The organism is Paenibacillus sp. GCM10027626, from assembly GCF_042676285.1.
Taxonomy (GTDB): Bacteria; Bacillota; Bacilli; order Paenibacillales; family Paenibacillaceae; genus Paenibacillus_Z.
This window is the reverse complement of the sequence record NZ_JBHTHC010000035.1, coordinates 1-21,837: the sequence shown is the minus strand read 5'-3', so window position 1 is coordinate 21,837 and position 21,837 is coordinate 1. Positions and strand designations below refer to the sequence as shown.

Genomic DNA, 21,837 nt, shown 5'->3' with positions numbered 1-21,837 from the left:
TCAAATCAACGGATTTGGAGGAATGTTATGCTGTCATCCGGGAAAGTAAGGAAAACCCTGTTCGCCGCGATCATACTGGCTGTCGCCGTATCGATTTATTTGTTTAACCAAAGCCCTGAGATCAAATACAACGAGCAAGGCGGATCGGGGCATGTCAGCTATGAGAAAGCGAAAGTATTGAAGGTCGTTAGTGAAAACCTGGAGAAGGATGCTCCGTCAGGAATGACTTATGGCACTCAGGAGCTGGAGATTGAAATTTCATCCGGGGAACGGAAGGGCGAAATTCATACGATCAAAAACTACATGAGCTCCTATAATAACGTCTATGCACAGGAAGGCCAGTCGATCGTGGTCAATGTAAACGCCGCAGACGCCAAGTCTTATATGGTGTCCGTCTACAGCCCTTATAGAGCGCCGTATTTGCTGGCAATGGCGCTGCTCTTTTTCGGATTGCTATGGTGGATCGGCGGCATGAAAGGCTTGAAATCGGCGCTTGGCATCATTTTCACCTTCGCTTGCATCATTTTTCTGTTCATCCCGATGCTGTACCGCGGATATTCTCCGATATTCGCCTCCGTGCTGATCGTGGTGCTGACCACCTGTATCACCTTGCTGCTGCTGAACGGCTGGAGCACCAAGTCGGCGGCGGCAATATTCGGAACGCTGATCGGCATTACCATCGCCGGCTTGCTTGCCTATATTTTTGGCGAATGGGTGCAAATTTCCGGCTTCAATACGAATGAAGTCGAAGTGCTGCTCGTGGTGGCCGAGGAGACCGGCTTGCAGCTCAAGGGATTGCTGTTCGCAGGCATTCTGCTCGCTACGCTGGGCGCCGTTATCGATGTCGGCATCTCCATCGCTTCCTCCATACACGAAGTGTATATGACCAACCGCAGCCTTAGCAAAAAAGAGCTATTCATGTCCGGCATCAATGTCGGGCGCGATATGATGGGCACGATGGCGAACACGCTGCTGCTGGCCTTCACCGGCACCTCGCTGACTTCATTAATATTGCTCTATTCGATTGGCGTAACCTTCACGCAAGCTACAAACATGAATATGGTTACGATTGAAGTCGTACAAGGTATTACCGGCTGTATCGGTGTCGTCCTGACCGTCCCGATCGTCGCTTTTATCTCTTCACGAATCATCCCCAAATACGAGAAAAGCACGGACCAGCCGGACGGACAGGCGACATCGGCAGCGGCAGCATCGACAACATTGGCAGCAGCCTCCGCACAAGAAGTACAAGCATAATAGACAGGAAGATAAAAGAAGCAATCCACCCTGCCCGCGTCAAACAGGTGGATTGCTTCTTCATCACTAGCTGTCAAAAAAGACGCGCTGCACAAACCAGATTCCGCCGAACATAAAAGCGGCGGCAGAGCCGGTCATTAGCACCGGTTTCGCATATTTCCAGCGGTTCAGCCAGTAGAGCGGCGGAAGGATAAGCGCAACAATGATTAGCTGCACCGCTTCGATGCCCAGATTGAAGCTGATTAAATTCACGGCAAGATTTTGACGAGGAATCTCCATCTCTTTCAGGATATCGGCGAAGCCCATCCCGTGAATCAGCCCGAACAAAAAGGTGATCACCCAGCGGTAATTCATCTGTTTCCGGATCATATTGTCGATCGCGACGTAGCAGATGCTAAGCGCAATCGCAGGCTCGACAATCCAGCCGGGCACATCGATAATATCAAGTACAGTCAGCGTCAAAGTCAGACTATGGGCGATCGTAAAGGAGGTAATGAGCGCTGCATACTGTTTGAACGATTGCCTAGCAATCAACAGGGAAAACAAAAACAGCAAATGATCGTAACCGGACAAAATATGGTGCATGCCCAATTCAAAAAAGGACTTCCAGCCCCCAGCTGCCTGTGCGTTGGAAGAGCTGTCCTGCTCAAGCCCGGCATAATCGTCCGCCGTCAGCTCCATCGTCCACGTTCTATCCGCCCCATGCAATGCGGCCGAGCTTGTTTGCCCGCCATAATGGACTGACAGCAGATTCACATAGTTGGTGGCGGCATCGTTCAAATACAACTCATCAACTACCGCCAGCGATTGAGAGGCAGCTACCGGAGGGAATAGAGCTGTCAGCTCCACCTTCGGCCCCTTGCTGCCTGCAAGGTTCAGCTCGAACCGTTCCAATCTCAGCCACGAAACATCCGCATCGTCAACTTTCAGCCTCAGCTTGGCCTGAATAACCGACTCAAGCCGTTCCTTTATACGCTCAAACTGCGCTTGATCCAGAGTGTTCCCGGTATTAAGCGGCTCGCCGGCCAACTCAAGAGCGGACAAGCTATCAATTGCAAATGACAGCTCGGTTTGCTCCTTGGTCAAAGTTAACGTCGAATAGCTGGAGCTGTAAGCGTGAGCGTTTGCTGCAGAATTGAACGAAAACAACAGCAAGACACATAAGGCAGCCAAGCAAATGGCCTTTTTCAAACCTGATCTGTTGCGGTTTAACATTTTTCCCCTCCGGTATACAGGTTAAGTATAGTATTTGCTATTACCAGTATACGGGTGGAATGTAAACTGAAATAAAGGGATTTATTAGATCTGCGTCAATGAAGGACATGTAAATCGTCCCTACTTGCTCCACACATCCTTGGCATAGCGCGCTTCCTGATCGGTAGCATCATGTACTCCACAATATGCACGCCTCAGTTCGCCGAAAAGCCCCTTTGCGCTGCCAGGGCCGTTTCTGCGAGAGCACTCCCGACTTTTATGAATAGAACCAAAAATTGGGGATGGATTTTAAAGCATATCCCAGAAAATGAAGGGAAGGATAATTGTTGATTTCAGATTACATCAGCGAGGAGTATCGACGGTGAAAACCATTTGGATCATTCCTTTATTCGCTTTTTCCCGAATTGCTCAACCTCCCGGCAGGTACATGAACATGGGGGAAATTTACGGCTTGATCGATCTCGGCCTTAAGCCGTTTAAAAACAAGGAAATCCAAGGTAATCGGAAATGATGCCTGGGGTCAAGCGAAAATGGGCAGGAACAACCGTTTCCCGCCTTTACATCAAATATCTGCATGTGTTCCTAATAAGAAGTGCACCAAAGTTTACGTTTTTGGGGGAGATTCGGATGCGATGCAGAAATAACCTTTGGGGGGCTCATAGTGTGCTGCGCTTATTTCTGTTAGTCGGAATGTCACTCATCATTGGGTTGACGCCATTAAAAGGTTATGCGTTGCCTTTGAAAAAGGATAGCGATAAAGAGGAAATCACGCGTTTTTTATCCCAGTTGTATAAAGACCGCAACGATTTCCTTGTCAATCAGCGTCCTGAAACGATAGAGAAGTATTATATAAAGTCCGAAGGCGCAAGCCGTTATGCTTATCAAATGGAGCTGCGGCGGGCAAAATACCTGTATTCCTGGGCGGAAAAACGCGGACTTCGCTTTGTAGTGGCAGAACCGTTTATTCGTATCGTCCGCCTTAAGAAAGACGGCGATCTAGCGACAGTTACCTTGGTACAATCAGCGAAAGTGTCTTACGAATACAAAGCGTCGCACCTCCATCTCCCTCCCCAATCGTTTGGGGTTGGTACGCGACATGCCCTTACGATTAAAAAGGACAATAACGGCTGGGTCGTAAAAAAAGAATGGTATCTGGACCCCTTGGAGGAAAATCCGGATTTAATTTCCGATACCCCGGCTGGCTTTCCTCATCTTTCCTCGGTTGATTATACCCCTAAATCAAAAGGGCGTTATAACCGAGAGCGGGCGGTTGCCTACGCCAACAAATATGCGGGTCTGGCTTGGGGAGCCGGGAATAACAATCGATACAACAAGATCTATAGGGATTATACGCCGCTCGGCGGAGACTGCACGAATTTTACTTCCCAGGTTCTTGGGGATAAAAAGGAAGGCGGCGGCTTGCGGATGACGGGCGTATGGGGCTATTGGGGCGGCGGAAGCCATGCCTGGGTGCAAACGGAGGCTTTCGAACATTTCTTGTTTTACTCCGGGTATGGAAGATTAATTGCCAAAGGCACGTTTACGGAAATTACCCGATCTAGCGAAAAACATCCGGATGGAGCCATCGCAAAATTATTACCAGGCGATATTATCGGCTATTCGCTTGACGGAGATACGGACCATTTTTCCGTCGTCGTCGGGCATGATGTAAACGGCTATCCTTTGGTGAACTCCCATACTGCCGACCGCTACCGTGTGCCGTTTGACCTCGGTTGGGACAAAAATACGAAGTATCTCTTAATTCATATTAACGATTAGACGATAAGGACGTCTACCTTCATAACCTTGTTCATGACAAGGTTATTTGGGGTGAAACTATGAGGCTTCCCGTCTTGCTGAAACAAAGAGAGCTTTAAATTAGAAATGTAGGTGGGAATGAATAACAGCGGTGTCCGGATACATATTTACGAATCACTGAGGTGAAAATACTTCTACACACATACTAACCATAACAGGTGAATGCAATGAAATGGCTTATTTCGGTTATCTTAGGTGGAATGATCGCAATTAGCGCGAGCCCGACCTTTGCCCATGCTGACAAGGAAATTTACATTAACCTGTGGAAAAGGACACTTGAACTACAGGAAGACGGTAAAGTTATTAAAACTTACCGTATTGGAGTTGGTACAAGGGACACCCCGTCCCCTATGGGGGTTTTCAAAATTGTCGATAAAAGAAGAAATTGGTTTGACGGTTTTGGACCCAGGTGGATGGAGCTTAACGTTGGCTGGGGAACTTTCGGTATTCACGGCACCAATAAACCCTATTCCATTGGCGGTTTCGTAAGCGAAGGGTGTATTCGCATGTATGATAAACAAGTAGAGGAGCTTTACGACCTTGTAGATATTGGTACGAAGGTCACCATCGATGGCCCTTTAACGGGACATCCCGGTGTCACATACCGTATTTTAGTCAAAGGCTCTCGGGGTGCACTCGTGCAAATCGTCCAAAATCGCCTTCAAGCGGCCGGTTATTACAACGGAGAATGCAATGGGCAGTTTGATCGTTTAACGGAAATCGCGGTGACCCAATACCAAAAAGATCATGGCCTCAAGGTTACAGCCCAAATCCATTATGAAGATTTGATTCACTTGGGGATAGAAGAATAGCCCCTTACAGGACTGCTCCCTTGTAATCGTTCGGTTCCGGTGCCTATACCAAACAGCTCCACATGCCCGTTTCGGTACAGCGCGATAAGACCGCGCCGCGGATCGAAAGCAGCCGTCTTCACATTTTTGCTCCCAAACGACTTGCCCGCCGCCTGCTGCTCGCCAGTCGTAGCCGTACAGCGACCAGGAGGCCTGTCGCGAGATCGACGACAATGATTTGACGCGGATCCATGCAGTAGGCCAGCTTCGTGCCGTCCGGCGACAACGCGGTACACAGCTGAGCGGTGTGGCCCTCATATATCTTCACGGTGAGCGGGTAAGAAACATACGGCGCATCCACTTCCAGATCATAGATGACAAGTTGTTGGAAGGTATTGTAGCCAAACGTAAGAATAGCGTCTATGTTGGCCAAAAGTCGGATGCCTGGTTAAAGATTATTAACTGGACCTATGTTGATGTTTATGTAATCGGCTATCGCCACACAAAAAAGCCCCCTATCGATTTTGGGAGCTTTTAGCTTAATCCTAAATGCCGCATTACATCTGGTCTTTGCCTGAACAAAATAATATCTTGTCTAGCTTCTTCTTCTAACGCCAGTATATTTTCGTCATTTAATTTATATTCATTTCTTAATATTTCTTTATATTCACTAATTTTCGGATTATTATTTAATTTATAATACATTTTAAATAATGCTTCATCATCATCTTTGTATTGGTTAAAAAATGATGGAAGTTTAGTTTGAATGTCTAATTCTTTTATCCTCTTAATTTCTTCAATAGCTTCTTCGTAACGATTCAAATAAACTAATGCCCATCCTTTATATAAAACACAACCAAAATATATAGAAGTTAAAGCTTTTGCTTTTGCGCTAGAAGTATCGACAGGAATATAACTCATCATACGATTACAAACTTCTAATACTCCTTCGTAATTACTCATTTTCAGATATAACTGTATCAGTTTTTCTCCTACAGTTAAATACTCGGAGTCTAACTCATACGCTTTTTCATAGTATTCCTTAGCTTTTTCTAGTTTTTCCTCTTTCCTATAAATATCACCTAACAGCTCGTAGTTTTCTTTAAAATTGGCATCTAATGCAACCGCTTCTTCTACATAACGTTTGGCAGCATCAGTATTCATGCTTTCATAACTTTCATAATAGGTGAATGCCAATTGGTACCTGTAAGTTACATTCTCCGGATATTCATTGTTTATTTGGTGTAGAATCCCCAAGGCTTGAGCAAAATCACCGTTATTTCTATACTTTTTGGCTGCGGAAAGTTGTTTTTTAACTTCTTTTTCGTTCATCTTCTTTTAATATCCTGTGCCATGAATGGATTCCTCCTGCAATTGAGAAAGTATGGGAATTGCCCCTTTCATTATAGCGAACGGGCATACTGGTTGTCCAATCGAAAAAAGCCCCGCTAGGGGGCGCTTCGAGGAAATCAATCACGTCCACCGCCACCATGGGGACATTGTTTGAATTGATTTCCTTCCCCAAAATATAATCTCCCTGTTCTAACGGTGAAAATGAGCTGCCTTGCCTTCTCCTTGCTTTAGGGAGTACAGAGTTCGCCCCTCATCCAGCTCCAGTTAGGTCATAGAGTCAGGCGACGTATGGCTTGCTCCTTCTTGCTTATTTATCCGTATTGCGCATGCAAAGCTCCCGGAGATGGAGGATGACGATCCGCTCAACAGTCTCTGGTGTGTATAGCTCCGGGCGAAGCAATGCGAGGATCGTCAAGCCTTCGACGACCGCGGCCAGTCTAAACGTTTCGAGTTCTATGTCTATCGACGGGGGAAGAAGCTCCGCACTAGCCAGAAGGTCGAGGACAGTTTTAGTCAGGTGGTGAAGTCCGTCCGTGAGCTCGTCTTTTTTAACCCGCAACGTCGAACTTGTGAGGGAACGGATGGCGAATACCCACCAGACGCCGGTTGCAGTTCGTTTTTCCGAATCGATAGGGAGTAGCTCTAAAAGCACTTCCTTCGCGGCTTTCATCGGAATACGGCTTATATCTAGCCCCTCTGCCTTGTGAGTTCCCCTCGTCAAAAAATAATCCACGATAAACAGCAACAGCTCGTCCTGCGTTGAAAAATAATGCCGCAAGGCACCCGGCGATAACCCTGCCGAAGCGGCGACGGCGCGGATTGACGCATGCTCGATCCCTTTTGCTTCGATAATACTCCATGCCGATTCGGCGATCAGTTTCCTTTTTTGTTCATGGTCTACGATTTTCGGCAACGATAGCCCCCCTTGCATTATTTAACACACTGTATTAAAATAAAAAACACAGTGTGTTATTTAGATACTTATTCGGTTATAACGCATTGCGGTTATTCCGTCAATAATACGGGAACTTGTCATGATTGACGAGAGGGGGTTTTGGTGCAGGACCAATCCAACGGAGGATCTCGTTTGCATTCGACCTGTTATGTTTGTAAAAAAGCGTTTTATGTCCTCGAGGGGACTCAAGCTTACGGCCACGTGAAGCGAAACATGAAAGGAATGCATTGCTGCGAAGATTGCAAGTTTATGATCGAACTTGAAGCACGCCTACAGTTCGGGAGACGACTGTTGACCGGTAAAGATTAGGTTTCAAGACACCTTGGAAACTCTTTATTGCTTTAGAAAGAATCTTTCCCCGCCAGTTCCGCAAAATTAATATCAAAAATTTACGAAAGGGTTCTTGAGTTTATTTTGAGGATTCTCTTTTGTCCTTGTTGTAGTATACTGCTTCGTAGGGTAGATTCATTAACCATGGAATATATACCTCAACTGGCTTTAATCGTGTCATTAATAAAACGACGAATGGCCTGTGACCCGCGTCTACTGCTTTGCGTAATCCTAAATCTGAGGATTCGGTTGGAATGCTTCTTATCCATAGACGCGGGTCACATGAGTCATATTGCCTCAGCCGCTAATCATTTTTTCTTACCCTCCAGATCTTCTATATTCTTATCGCCTTCATTCTTGATATCTTCATAAACCTGGGTTCCGCTTTCAGTTACTTGGTCATACAAACGCCGGCCCGTATCACGGGCATAATCCCATGCGAAATTTTTACGTTTAGTAAATTGCATCCAGATATCGCCGTGAGGGATATCATTTCCGTACTTCGTTTCCAGAAATTTGAGAGCGGCCAGCAGATTATAATATTCTTTGTTCACCAGAATTTGCATATCCATTTCTGTATTATTGATAGCTCCCTGCTTCCTGATGACTTGTGTATTTGCCTCTCCTTGCCCATGTTCTTTCCATGTCTTCCACTCGGCTTGTAATTTTTCATACGCTTTATTGAGATACTCTTTTAGTGATTTTTCATTATCTACAGAGATGAATTCCCCACCGCCGGATGTAGCAACCTGTCGAAGCAATTTCTGTCCTTCATTATCCACATCAAAGCCAATAATATTAACAACGGTCTGCACTTTAGATTGGTTGAGTTCTTTAGCAATTTTTACTGGATCACCTCCACAGGTTTCAATCCCATCACTAACCACATATACGACCGAATCGGTTGTCTCAGGATTTATATCCTGTTTTACAGATTTCAGCGCATTGGCAATGGGTGTCCATCCAGCTGGTTTTACGTCTTGAAGCGCTGTTTTCATTTGATTTGTCTGGCTGCCTTGGCCATGAAATATTTCTTCTGTACTGTTGCATGACAGTTGTCTGTCTTTGTTGCTTCCTGATCCTTTATGTCCATATACCCGCAAAGATATTTCAGCATTTTCAGGTAATTTATCCGCGAAGGCCTGTATAGCTTCTTTGGCAGAGTCCATTTTCAGCTTGTCATCGATCTTCCCATTCATGCTGCCGCTGGCATCAAGCAGAATCGAAATGTGCAGCTTCCTGCTTGAGGGTAATGTAATGTCACCATTAGGCCGCTCATTATTCACTTTAACTTCCGTGTCAAATTTTTTGAAAGCATTCATATAAGAACGGTAATCCTCAGCCAGCAGGAGGAGCAGTTCTTCCCTATATTGATCGGCAGTCAAGTCATTCGGCAATTCATCCAAAGCTGCCTGAACCTTCTCCTCATCATAATTTGAACCGGCAAAGCGTCCTGGGGGTTTCATCAATGTTTCTTCGTCTGTTAAAGAATCCTCGGGGTTATTGGAATTGGAGTCCAAAGGGCTTTGATTTTCTGATTGGGGTTTGCCTTGATCTGAATCCGACGGGGTTTGAATTTTCGAGGCGTCCTTTTCCGGTTCATTACTTAGCGTAGAATCCGATGAATCCTGAAAATTGTTCTTATCGGATTCATGACTACAACCCGCCAGAAATACGATTAAAGAGACAAAAATGCAAATGGTTCTTAAAATCATTCATGTACCTCCAAATAATTTCTCGCTAAATTTAATGAATCCAATGACCTGTTTCATCAAACTCATTGGATCATCGTTGTTTCCTGGGCGATGTTCCTGCTATCGAACTTTTTACATCAATAACCCCCGCCTTTCGCATCCTAGATTTATGCAAATCTTTTCTTAATCCAAAAACCGATATTTGATTTACTCGGCTCACAGCTCCTTTCTAAATCATACCTTGCAAACCAGTCATTCGCACTTAAAGAATGGATAAAAAAACAAATATCGGACTTTTCTCCCATATTTAATCAAGGTTTTGATTGTACAATAAGTCGCTCGTCGACCTCCACGAGTTGCCGTCAGTTCTTTCCGCCCATGCAGCGTACGCTCACTAGTCCCAGAACGGATGGTACGATCAACACAGCCAGCGTGAACTAAAAGGGGTGTGATATTCCAGTTCATGAGCAGGATGCGCTTACTCCCTTCTCGTTAAGGTTTTTAATAACTTACCAAGCATCATACCCTAACGCTCGCTCGCTTGGTATTTATGATTGTAATAATTTTCACATGACAAATGTCATATTCCTGAGAATATCATGGCCAATATGAAAAACGGCTGGAGCCGGCCTTCAGCGGCACCATTCGATGCTACATAGTGTTAGCGGCGGCAAAATTTCAACTATACACTTGCAAAACAGCCTCTTCCCAATGACACCTTCGAAAATATATTCTGGCAAGACAAAAAGAGGGCGCCTCGCAATCGCAATTAGGCACCCTCCTCCTCTATCCAACTTCCAATAACGCCTTCGCCAGCGCCAGCAGCGCGGCATACTGCTTCTCTACAGCAACTTTCCCTGCCGCTGCTACCCATTGCTGCAGCTGCTCGCGGTCGCCGCGCACATACATGTCCAGCACCTGCTTCATCTCATTCCGATACCCGGTGCCTTCTCCCTCCACAGCCTGTGCCGCTGCCGCTTCCTTCTGAAGCCGAGCAAGCAGTTGCTGCCAGTCATGCTGCGTACCAACCGCATTCCGTTCCGGAAACTCGGCTGCAGCTGCAAGCGCCGGCTCCATCGATTCGTTCATCACAAGCAGCACAGCCAAATAATTGCCGACAAAGCGATGGCTGCCATCAAGACGCATCGCTGCCTCGAACGCCGCTGCCGCAGTATCAAGCTTGCCCTGCTTCATCAGCGCTGTCGCATAAATCTCCTGCTGATAAGGATTAAGCGGCTCCCCGCTAAGCTTCTTATACTCCTCTACCGCCTCCGCATATTTTAGCCAGTCGCTCTTTCCATAGTAATAATCCATCAACTTATCCAGCAGACCCGGTGTCGGTGCAAGCTCCATCAGCTTCAGCCGCAGCTCGAAGATCTCCCGTTCTGCCGCTTCATCAGCCTCATTGCGCTCCTTCACACTCAGCAGCCGAATCAGCATCCGCAAACTATGGGCATCGGCGTTATCCTTCTCGTAAGCCGCACGATAAGCAGCCAACGCTTCCTCATGCTTGCCGTCCAGCAGCAGCCGATCAGCCGCCGTCAATGTCCGGGCCTGCAAATAAAAGAAAGGCAAATTGCCAACCGTATCCTCATCGAGACGATAACCGCCGCTGCGCGTCAGCAGCTTTCCGTCCGCACTATAAGCTTCCACGCTCCATGAAAAGCGACTCTCCGGATTGGCAAAGCCAAGTAGCGACCGCGGATCCGCCGCCGTCCAGTCTATCCGCTCTGCTTTTCCGCTATATACTACCCCCGAGAAAGCATCAGACAACTCATTCAGCGAAACCGTCACCTTGTGATCATGAACATAACTGCGAATAACCGTCCCCATACTGCCCGAACTAACCGGCACCGTGCCTTCAAGCTGATAGTATTCGGCTCCTTCTACAGGCTCCCACTGGAATTCCACCTCAGGCCCTGTCACTTTCTGCCCGTTCACCGGATATTCCACTTCGCTGAGCGACGCCAGTACAATCGACGGCGACAATGACGCTCCTGCAGATACATCAAGCCATTCGTCGAGATCTATCGGCCATGTGTAGCCGTCGATTTGCTCAAATTGCAAGCCAACATAGAACTGATAGCTACCCGGCAAAACGCCGCGAAGCTCAAAGCGGCCATCCGCACCGCTAACCGTCTGATAAGGCTCACTTTCCATAACACTATGATGCAAATCATCCTTATAGCGCAAAAAAATACCGGCTCCCGCAATTGGCGTTCCGTCGCTGCGGCGAATCGTGCCCGTGATGCTTGCAGGCTTGCCTGATCCCTCGCTCCCCGCGGCAACAGCTTGCTGCAAGTGTTTCTGCAAAGCAACCAATTGCCCCTCGTTGACCGACCGCCAATTGCCTTCGGTCGTCTTGGCCGCTTGCAAGTACTGCTCAAGCTCTGCCAGCGCCTCTTGCAACCGTCCTTGTTCCAGCTTCATCATTACACTTGTATGCATAACCGCATTGGTGCGGCCATCGCCCGTTTGCAGCAACCCAGTCATAAGCTGCTCTGCCGCCTTTAAATCTCCCTGCCGGAACAGCCACTCCGCGCGCAGCAGCTCTAGCTCGTTTCGTTCTTGCGTGTATTTCCCCTTCTCCCTGGCACGCTCCAGCCGTCCCTCAACTTGCTCCAGCACAAGAACAGCATCGCCCGGCTGTCTATAATAGCCGTAATAATAGGCGAGTTGCCGTGCCGCGTGCACCAAATACCCGTCTATCGGCGCTTCTGCCGCATATTGCTCCAAATAAGGCAGCTTTTCCTTCCACGTCACTTTTTCACGTTCCCCACTCTTCACACCGCTTGCGTTAAACAATCTGCCCGGACCAATAATAATTTCCGCATCCCTTACAATCGAATCCACCCCGGGCATAATCAAAAATTCGCGGATCAACTCCCATTTCTGTGCCGGATTAGAGACTTCAGCCAGCCCGGCGAGCACCGCCTTTACTCCGCCCTCCCGCATTTTGCTCTCCGGATGCTTCTCCGCAAATAACGCTCCCGCAGACACGACAGCTGCGAATAACGCAAGAGAAAACAACGCCAAATGTTTCACTTTTACGGTCAGTTTATTTCTCATAAGTCCGCACCTTTTTCGCAAAAATATCGTCCCAGTACATATTCCCGCCAGCTTCGATTACAGTCCGCTGCTTCCTTAGCACTTCACTTTCCGGCCCATCCGAATAAAAGGCCATCGCCCAGAACAGCAGCAATGAGGCTGCAGCCACGATCGGAACAAGCGGTACAAGCGATAGCTCCAGCTCTTTATTCCACCAGGCCGCCAGCTTTTCCCGCCGTGATCGCGGGTGGGTGCGCCCAATTACCTGATCTCTCGCCGTAAAAGTCAGCTCCATTAGCTCGTTATCGAGCTGTTCCCGGCAGCTCCTCTGATTCATGCCATCCCCTCCTGCTCAATTATTGCCCGCAGCTGCTTCCGTCCTCTTGCCAGCCTCGCTTTCACCGTATTTTCTTTCGCCCCTGTCTGGAGCGCAATTTCCCGGACGCTGAATTCACCGTAGTAAAAGAGTGTGATCGCCTCCCGGTAGCGGTATTCCAGCCGCTGGACAGCATCGCTTAATCGCTCTCCCTGCCATTCCAGCAAAAACCGCTCCTCCGTCGCCGGCTCGAACTGATCTTCCCCCGCTCCCGACCAGGCCTCATCCATTCGGGCAAACGGCAGAAGCATGCGCCAGCTCCACGTACGCTGCCGCATCCGGCAGCGATTAATGGCAATGCGGGTAAGCCAGCTTTTTAGCTGATCGGGATCACGCAACTGCTCTATTTTTTGAAAGGCGGAAATAAACGTATCCTGCACGGCCTCTTCAGCCGCCTGACGATCCTTCAACAGCAGATACGAAGTACGCAGCAAATAGTCGCCGTACTGCTTCATAAGCAGACGCAATGCAGCTTCGTCGCCTTTTTTCAATTGTTGCACGACATCCAGCCCGCTCGCCCCCCTCTCTCTTCACCACTATGATGCGGCCTGTGCAAAAGAAGTTGCAACTTTTCGAGTAAAACTTTAGCTAATGACTGCAAATTCGGGTAAAATGAGAGAAACCCTCGCCGACACTCGTTACAAGGGAGATGTTTTGTATGACAAACTCCGTTAATCTGAACAAACGCGAACAAGCTTTTGTGAATAGATGGGCTACCATTAGGCAGCGCGGCAAAACAAAATATATGATCACTCGAACATTACTGTGGGGATTTATCCTTTTCGCGGTGTGGGCTGCTGTTTCTCTGCTGGAAATCTACTTCTCCGATTTTCAACGCGCTGCGTTCACCTGGCCTTCCTTCGGCATGCGCTGCCTGATTTGGTACTGCTGCTATCAGGTGATCGGCTTCAGCATCGCACGAGGCTTATGGCGGGGAGGAGAAAACAAATATCATTATTTAACTTGAATTTTCGCGAATTTCCACAACTTTTCTCCATATGGGCAGTATAACCATATAACTCAATAAAAGGGGATGAGAGTTTGAAAAAGCGTATTATACTTGCATCAGTCATTCTCAGCCTGTGCGGCGGCTCCTTGCTATACGCCATGACAGAGGATGTGAAGATATGGTTCAATAACCAGCCTTTAAGCGCCACAGGAATCATTAGTGACGGCAAAGTTTATGTTCCGATTAATGAGCTCTCTACCGAGCAAAAATCGATCGTTCAGTGGGATCCCAAGCAGAAAAAATTAACGATCGATAAGCCGAATGTCCATTTGACAGCCTTTGGTCCGAAGCCGTTCGGCCAAGTTTCGAAGGGACATAAAGATCCATTCAGCGTATTTGCCCAAATTGACAGTCTGAAAACGGATCTTTCCGAGATCAAAATTACCATTACGAATCCGAAAAATAAAGAGCAAGTGCTTGCTACCAAAAAAGTAGATGAGCAGAAGGAACATTTCTGGTTTGTGACAAATGAGCAAAAATATCTTTTCGACGAAACCGGCGACTACTATATTCGCTGCTACATGAAGCCAACCAATTCCAAAGATTGGTTTCTAGTTTCTGAACTGCAAATTCCGTCTACAAACTAAGGCCTGAGAAGAAACGGCTGACGCCGTCCTTGGTGCGAGGCAAGTTTCTTCCCCTAAAATTCAACAAAAGGAACAGACGCTGCCAGCCGCGGCATCTGTTCCTTTTGTTGTCCGCTCATTTATCTTCCAAATCAGATGTACTGTCGCGAACGATCAAGCTCGGCACAATCTCTTCCTTAACAAAACGGTTGGCGTCATTTTGCAAATCGAAAATCAGCATTTCGGCCGCCCGTCGGCCGAGCTGCTTCGTATTCTGATTAATCGTGGTCAAATTGGGATACGTATATTGGCCCATCACGACATCGTCATAGCCGACAATGCTCAGATCCTCCGGAATCCGCAGCCCCATCTCCCTCGCTGCCTTCATAACGCCAAATGCCTTATAGTCGCTCGTCGTAAACACAGCAGTAGGACGCTCCTTTTTGTCAATCAACCGCTGAAGCCCTTCATAGCCCATCTCATGACTTTCCGCAGGCCCATCCACCACACAAACCATCTCCGGATCGAACGGAATATTGTGCTGGGACAGAGCCAGCCGATAGCCTTGCAGCCGGAAGGAAAATTCCTGATTCAGCTCCATAATCGAACGGCCAGTCAAGATGATGCCGATCCGCTTATGCCCAAGTGAGAGCAAATGCTGCGTAGCCAAATAACCTCCGGTCAAATTATCTACAACAACATACGGAATATTCAGATGCGGGAAATAATAATGGATCGTCACCAGACGCCTGCCCTCCGACCGCCACTGTTCCAGCCGCGAAAGCTCCATATAGGCGCCAGGGATAAGAATGAGACCAGCGTTTGTATCGTCTGGAAGCTCTCCCATACTGGCCAAATCCCAAATCGAGAAGGCGACTCCATGTTCCTCGCAAACTTCCTGAATACCGGCAAGCGTCTCTGCATAAAAAGGATGATTGAACGACTGGCCCGCCATTTCCCGCACAACAAAATAAATCGTTCGCATCGCCCGCGGCACGCCGCCGGCAGCCCCTTCCTGAACGAAGCTCCCCTTGCCGCGCACACGATAAATGAGCCCTTCCTGGACCAGATCAGAGAGCGCGCGGCGCGAAGTAATTTCACTTGTATTATAGATCCGGGCCAGCTCGATCTGGGTCGGCAGCGGATCATGCGGCCGTAATACTCCTGTAGCAATTTGCTGCTTCAGCTCTTCCATGATCACTTGATACATGGGCAGCTTATCCGTTTTTTCAGCCATCCTGCGATCACTCCTTAATTCGTACATAAAGTATACTTTATGTACGAAAACAAGGCAATGGCGCGGCATATGATTTCCTTCATACACCGCGCCATTGCCAACATCAGAACGTCCCGGCAACCCGAACCTGACTGCCAAGCTCCTCTACTGTCAGTTCCTGCAGCCCTTCTGTCTTCCACTGCAGGTCTGCCGGCAGCACCACGGCAAAGCGGAACTTCCCTTGCGCTTCGCCTGCCTGTTCCCACTCCGCTTCAATATCGCCGGCGGCAGTCGGAACAACGCCCTTCGCCCACGTCAGCCCGCCTGCTGCCAGTGGCTTAAGCAATACTTGCGCGGATTTCGAATCACCCTCGCCGCCGGTTCCCAAATGACGAACATCAATCCCCAGCACATCGCTTAGCAGCAAATTCGTCGGCGATGCCCCCCAGCCATGAGACAGGCTGACCGGTACTTCATCGCGCAAATAAGTAGGCGTATGTCCCTGGTACGGGCTTGGAATGGTGCAGAACGGCAGGCCCGGGTCGAACGTTTCCCACCATGTCGTCGCACCGCGATCCAGCATCGCTCCCCAGTAACGGCGAATCTGCTCGATTGCCGCATCGGCAAAGCCATGCCGGAACAACGTTTCCAGCACAATATGATAGAAGAAGGCGCCGCGAATGCGCGGCAGCTTATCAGCCAAATAGATGTCTGCGATAAAGCGCTTCGCTTCCTCTTCCGTCATTACCCCGGTCCATGCAGCGGCAAAATTGGTCTGTGCAGTAATGCTGCGGGACAATCCCTCATCGGTCAAGCAATCCGCGAACAGCTCGCTGCCTTCTGCCCGCATGCGAGTACGGATTGTCAGGCGCAGCCGCACTGCCTTATCCTGCAGCTCTGCCGCCAGCTCTTTTTCTCCCAGCTCCAAAGCGAGCTCTGCCGTCAGCAGCAAAAACTTATAGTAGAAGCAAGAAATGACGGTTACCCGGTCTTTGCGCTCAATGTCTTGCGTCCAGTCGATAAAGCACCACCAGCCGTCACGGTCAGCCTTCTCAAACAATCCATGCGCATCCTCCTGTGCGGCAAACCACTCCGCCAGTTTGAGCACATGCGGCCAGACCTCCTGCAAAAATGCCCTATCGCCGCTATACTGCCAATATTCATGGACGCCAAAGAGCCAATGGGCGCAAAAATCCGGCAGCAAAAACGGATTAGCCTCCGGCCCGGTGCCGGCAATCGATCCGTCATCATGCTGAATGCGCGCGCTTTGCAGCAGGCTTTTGCGGACAATGGCGGCATCGCCGAAAGCTTGATAAACAACCTTGGCCATCACGACAGCATCAGCTACCCAGAGCGCCTGCTCCCGGTGCGGGCAATCCTCAAAATGGTCCTGGCTGTTCACTATTGTCGTATATTTTCCCGTTTCCCAAATCCGGTCAAGCTTCTCATCACTGCAATGGAAGCTGCCCTGCTGCGGGAACGGATAGTGGACAAAGCGAAGCTGTACTTTTTCGACGTAAATCGGCTGCGGCGTCGCTTGTACAGCGAGCTTCATATAGCGGAAGGCGCGGCGGGCAAAAGGAGCAAGCCGATTGCGGCCCTTTTTCAACATAAAGGTGTCCGTCAGCTCCATCTCCAGCGTCTCGCCATAAAACAGCTGCAGCACGCCGCCCTCCGGCGCCTCTACCTCGAGCTGCGGATAGCCGACAACCTCCCGGCCAAAATCGTACGTAACCTGCGGATACGAGCCCGGAACAGAAGCATCCGCTATCATCGCCCGCCCGCCATTATCCGAGCCGGCGATTAGCGCATCCGCGCCATCGATGCGGCCAAGATATGGCTCGCTGGCAATTACGGCAAGCGGCGACCGCATGCTCTCCTGCAATTGCGGAATATCCCGCGGCAGCAGCCGCGGCCATGGCGAATCTGCTTGCTCCGCTTTCGCCACCATTACAGCGTCCGGCCACATGGAATCGTCATATTGCACATCCTCCCAGCCGTCTTCCTCCGCCGCCAAATAAATTTCGCGAAAGCCGCGCCATTGGTGCTGACGGCTTGTGGCCGGCACCCAGCGAGGAGATTTGCGGCACTTCCAGCTGCTGTCGCTGATAATGGTCATCTCTGCTGCACCCTCCGCGCCTTCATAGCTTGCATCCAATTGCACCAGCAGGCCGCCTGGCCCCTGGAGCTGATGCGTCACGATCGGCTCCTTCCCAAAATTGTACGCCGTCACTGCAATCACATTATCCCCCGCCTGCAAAGCAGCGGTAACATCATATTCATCATAATACTTCCACTTATTATCGCTGGGAGCAGGCCCTCTCCCAATTTCCCTGCCATTAATCGTCATCGTATAGAACTGATTTGCCGTTACACGGACTACCGCCCGCTTCGCTTGACCGGGCAATTGAAATTTGCGGCGCGCTTCGGCAAACAGATTAACAGCCTCTTCCTGACCACTCGCCCAAATCCACTGCGCTTGCCACTTCCCTGACATTACACATCATCCTCCAGCAGCATTCTTTAGCTCTATAAATACGTATACTTAATAATAGTATGATATACTTTATTTGTCCATTACGATTTAAGACAACAAAAAAAGCTTTTATGCTCATCCCGATCAATGAACATAAAAGCTTCGCTAATTTACAGCTTGAAGGATACAAATTTTAGCTCTGACATTTCTTCAATCGAATATTTAATGCCTTCCTTGCCGAGGCCGCTATTTTTCACACCTCCATACGGCATATGATCAACGCGGAACGTCGGAATATCATTTATAATAACACCGCCGACCTCCAGCCGCTCCACCGCATCAAAGGCTTTGCTGATCGAAGTCGTATAGACGCCTGCCTGCAGCCCATAAGCCGAATCATTCACCGCTGAGATTGCCTCATCCCAATCGTGATAATGATCGACCACGACCACCGGCCCGAACGCTTCCTGACAGGAAATCGTTAAATTCCGTTCACGGCTGACGATCACGGTCGGTTCATAATAACCGCCCTCACGCCTGCCGCCACATGCAATCCGCGCTCCCGCATCCGCAGCCTCTGCTACCCATCGCTCAATTCGCTCCGCTTCCCGCGTATGGATAAGAGCGGAAATATCCGTCGTGTCCTCATGCGGATCGCCATATACAAGCCGTTTGGCCCGCTCTGTCAGCAGCTCGACAAATGATTCGAACAGCCTTTCCTGCACGAAAATCCGCTGAACTGATATACAGACCTGCCCCGCAAAACTAAATGCGCCTTCCGCGCAGCGGGCAGCCACAGCCTCCAGATCTTCTGCGCTATCGATAATAACAGCCGAATTCGAGCCTAGCTCTAGCGTCACCCGTTTCAAGCCGGCCTGCTCTTTAATTCGCCGTCCGACCTCGGCGCTGCCGGTAAAGGTGATCATTTTGACTCTAGCATCCTGGACAAGCACATCGCCGATCTCACTGCCGCTGCCTGTGACAACATTGAGCGCGCCTGCCGGCAGACCGGCTTCCGCAAAAAGCTGCGCCGTCATAAGCGCGCTCAGCGGAGTCTGCGAGGCTGGCTTAAGCACGACCGCATTGCCCGCGGCAAACGCCGGTCCGAGCTTATGGGCCACCAGATTGAACGGGAAATTAAAGGGTGTAATGGCTGCGATAACGCCCAGCGGCTCCCGTTTTGTATAGCCGAATCGTCCCGCCCCGGATTTGGCGGCATCGAGCGGAATCGTCTCCCCATGGATCCGCTTCGCCTCCTCAGCGGCGAATTTATACGTCTCTATGGTGCGGGCAATTTCTGCACGCGCCGCCTTTAACGGCTTGGCTGCTTCATTAGCCAGGATCGCCGCACACTGCTCGGCACGCTCTTGAAATAGCTGTGCAACCTTCTCCAAAATGGCGGAACGCTCATGCGATGTCAGCAGGCGCATAGCTTTGGCGCCTTGTTCGGCACTGGCCAGCGCTTTTTCAATATCGCCCCGGTCAGCCAGCGGTATGCGCGCAATCACTTGTCCATTATAAGGCGAACGCAGCTCATAATGCCGCTTGCTGTCTATCCACTGCCCGCCAATCAACATTTTTTTTGACAACATCTATACTCTCCCCTTTCTCTAAGCTCAGCAACAATTGGACCTCATTGTCCTTTTTTTGATCTATTGAAGGGATTAATAATTAAGGACTTAAAAAATTATAGTTGAACTTTCCCATCTATGTTTTTGAAACTTTGTTATTATAACATGGTGAAGCTTACATATTAAGGGGGGAGCGGCTGATGAACGTGTTTGAAGTTGCCGATATTCTCGTGAATCATGTTAAAAACGTTTATTCTGAAGATATTGCAATTATCGCTTACTATGGCTCATATGCGCAAGGAACTGCAACAAAGCGCTCTGACTTGGACTTCTTTTTCATTCCCGCCACGACAAAAGGTTACCAGGCAAGTATACAGTTTATTATTAATGACATCAGTTTTGACTTTTGGCCTATTAGTTGGGAACGTGCCGAGAGAATGGCCTCGTTTCAAGAAACACAAACTACAATTATCGCAGATTGTAAGCTCCTGTATGTGCGTTCAGATGAAGACAGCGAACGATTTATGAAACTGCGTGATACCATTTCCTCAATGCAGAACGCTGAACAAGCACAAACAATGATTGAGAAAGCTGAATCGGAGCTTCGTAATGTTTATGAGCATTTGTACAAGTTGAGCCATGCCAGCGAGTTTGAAAGTATTACATTTTACCGAACAGAAGCGTATGGAGTTTTAACGAAGGTGTTTCAAAGTCTTGCGCTATTAAATGGAACTTATTACACAAGGGGCTTTGGCAAAAATAGAGAGCAAATTTTACAGCTTCCGTTAAAACCGGATGGTTTGGAGTCACTAATGAAAACGATTATGCATACCGACGTGAACACTGACATGCTGCAAGCTTGTGAAAAACTTGTGGCGGATACGTTTGAACTAGTGTTAGCTCAAAAAGAAAAATACTTCAGTTCTCCTGCTTACGCCGATAGAATGAAAGGTTATTACGAGGAAATAAAGGGAGTTTTGGACAAAATCATTACAGCTTGCGAAATGAATGATTATGATACAGCATTTTTCTCTACTATTCATGCACAGGATGAAATCGCTCGCTTCTTGTTTTTTGCAGAAACGGGGCATTGGCCTAGCAGCTTGATGTTCAATTCAACTTATCAGGATATTTATAAGCGGTTGGGATTCCCGGAACTGGTTGCACTCCTGTACCCTCATGATCTCTCGCAATTACAACTCGCTGTTGTACGTTTAAGTTCTCTATTAGAGACACATCTCCAAACCAAAGGAGTCGAGATCAACCGTTTTGCAAACATCGAACAATTTGAAGCATTTCTTAAGGAAATAAGTGCGCAAGCGTGAACTTGCTTTGAGCTCCTTCTAGTCTTCATTAACATTTACTACGTAAGAAACTTGATCAGTTGTCGCCTTCTTTAGTGCTACCACAAGAAGGTTAACCTGATCTATCCAAGAATAGGTGTCAAAAATATATCCTTCTTCCGGCCAAATCGTTCGAACATCGGATGCGTTGTTATTTTTGATGACCAGGATATTGTTGTCAAATGATTCCGGATTCGGGAGGTTCAAGATTGCCAAGTTAGTTTGGGTGGGGTCGGCAACGATCATATCAGCACGCCCTACCCCGTCAGTTAGCACTTCCGACTTATTGCTCTCGAGATTTTCAATGGCAATCTGGCCTCTAGTGGGTAGAACGAGATAAGGATAGGAGACAATTGATGTCAGAGTAACAGCTTCCCTCAGGACTTTCGCTTCAAGGGTTTTAAGGTCTATTCCTACCAATTTGTCATCATCGTGAATAAACACCTGTCCATCGTTACCCCAGCCAACAAACTCATAGCCCCCTGTGTATACCGCTTTTTCCGTATAGTCCTTCAGATCTTTTACCCACATTTGACCACTTCCGTCTTTTAGACTTACGACGTTGCGGTTGGTGTAGAAGATCAAATAACGGCCGTCAGGACTTACCGCAGGACGTTCCGCCCAGATCAAGGGCACAATAGGTTTGATCTTCGTCATTCCTTCGCCCTTCTTCTCTAGTCTAATTTAAATTTGGAGAGCGTCGATTAATTCTCCCCAACTTGCCCTGTGCGATGAATCTCATGATTCGGATCCCTTCATTTTCTCCATGAAATGAAGGGTTTTCTTTCATTTCCTCACCAATCCTCTCGTTTTCGTGGT

Annotated in this window: 20 protein-coding genes; 7 read left to right on the top strand and 13 right to left on the bottom strand. The window is 48.5% G+C overall.

The window, feature by feature from the left end:
• Positions 1–27: 27 nt before the first annotated feature.
• Positions 28–1,257 carry a YibE/F family protein gene (locus ACFQ0N_RS35905; protein WP_379334936.1) on the top strand — a complete coding sequence of 410 codons (1,230 nt, stop codon included), beginning with the start codon at positions 28–30 and terminating at the stop codon, positions 1,255–1,257.
• 66 nt (positions 1,258–1,323) lie between these two features.
• On the opposite strand, the gene ACFQ0N_RS35900 is transcribed toward ACFQ0N_RS35905, so the two are convergent.
• Positions 1,324–2,472, bottom strand: a complete 1,149-nt coding sequence (locus ACFQ0N_RS35900) for a HupE/UreJ family protein (RefSeq protein WP_379334935.1) — start codon at positions 2,470–2,472, stop codon at positions 1,324–1,326.
• A gap of 361 nt (positions 2,473–2,833) precedes the next feature.
• Between ACFQ0N_RS35900 and ACFQ0N_RS35895 the strand changes: the two genes are divergently transcribed.
• The 3 genes from ACFQ0N_RS35895 (at position 2,834) to ACFQ0N_RS35885 (ending at position 5,102) form a co-directional block, all read left to right on the top strand.
• Positions 2,834–2,983, top strand: coding sequence for a hypothetical protein (locus ACFQ0N_RS35895; RefSeq protein ID WP_379334934.1), 150 nt, complete (start codon positions 2,834–2,836; stop codon positions 2,981–2,983).
• Between the two features lie 152 nt (positions 2,984–3,135).
• The gene (locus ACFQ0N_RS35890; protein ID WP_379334933.1) at positions 3,136–4,251 is read left to right on the top strand and encodes an amidase domain-containing protein; all 1,116 of its coding nucleotides are present in this window, start codon (positions 3,136–3,138) and stop codon (positions 4,249–4,251) included.
• A 206-nt stretch (positions 4,252–4,457) separates the two neighbouring features.
• Positions 4,458–5,102, top strand: coding sequence for a L,D-transpeptidase family protein (locus tag ACFQ0N_RS35885; RefSeq protein ID WP_379334932.1), 645 nt, complete (start codon positions 4,458–4,460; stop codon positions 5,100–5,102).
• Between the two features lie 118 nt (positions 5,103–5,220).
• Here ACFQ0N_RS35885 and ACFQ0N_RS35880 read toward each other — a convergent pair whose 3' ends face one another.
• From ACFQ0N_RS35880 to ACFQ0N_RS35845, 8 genes are all read right to left on the bottom strand, one after another.
• Entirely contained in the window at positions 5,221–5,514 is a 294-nt protein-coding gene (locus tag ACFQ0N_RS35880) for a hypothetical protein (RefSeq protein WP_379334931.1), read from the bottom strand.
• A gap of 101 nt (positions 5,515–5,615) precedes the next feature.
• Positions 5,616–6,413, bottom strand: coding sequence for a tetratricopeptide repeat protein (locus tag ACFQ0N_RS35875; RefSeq protein WP_379334930.1), 798 nt, complete (start codon positions 6,411–6,413; stop codon positions 5,616–5,618).
• Positions 6,394–6,606, bottom strand: a complete 213-nt coding sequence (locus tag ACFQ0N_RS35870; protein WP_379334929.1) for a hypothetical protein — start codon at positions 6,604–6,606, stop codon at positions 6,394–6,396. The genes ACFQ0N_RS35875 and ACFQ0N_RS35870 overlap by 20 nt, the downstream gene beginning before the upstream one ends.
• Before the next feature lie 135 nt (positions 6,607–6,741).
• Complete coding sequence (locus tag ACFQ0N_RS35865) at positions 6,742–7,347, bottom strand: TetR/AcrR family transcriptional regulator (RefSeq protein WP_379334928.1); 606 nt, start codon at positions 7,345–7,347, stop codon at positions 6,742–6,744.
• Between the two features lie 680 nt (positions 7,348–8,027).
• Positions 8,028–9,434 (bottom strand): vWA domain-containing protein, encoded by a 1,407-nt coding sequence (locus ACFQ0N_RS35860; RefSeq protein ID WP_379334927.1) that lies wholly within the window; start codon positions 9,432–9,434, stop codon positions 8,028–8,030.
• A 765-nt stretch (positions 9,435–10,199) separates the two neighbouring features.
• Positions 10,200–12,482, bottom strand: a complete 2,283-nt coding sequence (locus tag ACFQ0N_RS35855; RefSeq protein ID WP_379334926.1) for a hypothetical protein — start codon at positions 12,480–12,482, stop codon at positions 10,200–10,202.
• The gene (locus ACFQ0N_RS35850) at positions 12,472–12,798 is read right to left on the bottom strand and encodes a hypothetical protein (protein WP_379334925.1); all 327 of its coding nucleotides are present in this window, start codon (positions 12,796–12,798) and stop codon (positions 12,472–12,474) included. Before ACFQ0N_RS35850 ends, ACFQ0N_RS35855 begins: the two co-directional genes overlap by 11 nt.
• Positions 12,795–13,337, bottom strand: a complete 543-nt coding sequence (locus ACFQ0N_RS35845) for a sigma-70 family RNA polymerase sigma factor (RefSeq protein WP_379334924.1) — start codon at positions 13,335–13,337, stop codon at positions 12,795–12,797. The genes ACFQ0N_RS35850 and ACFQ0N_RS35845 overlap by 4 nt, the downstream gene beginning before the upstream one ends.
• A gap of 158 nt (positions 13,338–13,495) precedes the next feature.
• On the opposite strand from ACFQ0N_RS35845, the gene ACFQ0N_RS35840 reads away from it, so the two are divergent.
• On the top strand, positions 13,496–13,804 hold the full coding sequence (locus tag ACFQ0N_RS35840; RefSeq protein ID WP_379334923.1) for a hypothetical protein: 309 nt from the start codon (positions 13,496–13,498) through the stop codon (positions 13,802–13,804).
• A 74-nt stretch (positions 13,805–13,878) separates the two neighbouring features.
• Complete coding sequence (locus tag ACFQ0N_RS35835) at positions 13,879–14,433, top strand: copper amine oxidase (RefSeq protein ID WP_379334922.1); 555 nt, start codon at positions 13,879–13,881, stop codon at positions 14,431–14,433.
• A 115-nt stretch (positions 14,434–14,548) separates the two neighbouring features.
• Here the strand turns inward: ACFQ0N_RS35835 and ACFQ0N_RS35830 are convergent, their stop codons facing one another.
• From ACFQ0N_RS35830 to ACFQ0N_RS35820, 3 genes are all read right to left on the bottom strand, one after another.
• Complete coding sequence (locus ACFQ0N_RS35830) at positions 14,549–15,649, bottom strand: GntR family transcriptional regulator (RefSeq protein WP_379334921.1); 1,101 nt, start codon at positions 15,647–15,649, stop codon at positions 14,549–14,551.
• Between the two features lie 103 nt (positions 15,650–15,752).
• The gene (locus ACFQ0N_RS35825) at positions 15,753–18,125 is read right to left on the bottom strand and encodes a family 78 glycoside hydrolase catalytic domain (protein WP_379334920.1); all 2,373 of its coding nucleotides are present in this window, start codon (positions 18,123–18,125) and stop codon (positions 15,753–15,755) included.
• A 149-nt stretch (positions 18,126–18,274) separates the two neighbouring features.
• On the bottom strand, positions 18,275–19,696 hold the full coding sequence (locus ACFQ0N_RS35820) for an aldehyde dehydrogenase family protein (protein WP_379334919.1): 1,422 nt from the start codon (positions 19,694–19,696) through the stop codon (positions 18,275–18,277).
• Positions 19,697–19,875: 179 nt separating this feature from the next.
• Here ACFQ0N_RS35820 and ACFQ0N_RS35815 point away from each other — a divergent pair, with 179 nt between their 5' ends.
• Positions 19,876–21,000 carry a kanamycin nucleotidyltransferase C-terminal domain-containing protein gene (locus tag ACFQ0N_RS35815; RefSeq protein WP_379334918.1) on the top strand — a complete coding sequence of 375 codons (1,125 nt, stop codon included), beginning with the start codon at positions 19,876–19,878 and terminating at the stop codon, positions 20,998–21,000.
• A gap of 18 nt (positions 21,001–21,018) precedes the next feature.
• On the opposite strand, the gene ACFQ0N_RS35810 is transcribed toward ACFQ0N_RS35815, so the two are convergent.
• Entirely contained in the window at positions 21,019–21,675 is a 657-nt protein-coding gene (locus ACFQ0N_RS35810) for a TolB-like translocation protein (RefSeq protein ID WP_379334917.1), read from the bottom strand.
• Positions 21,676–21,837: the final 162 nt, after the last annotated feature.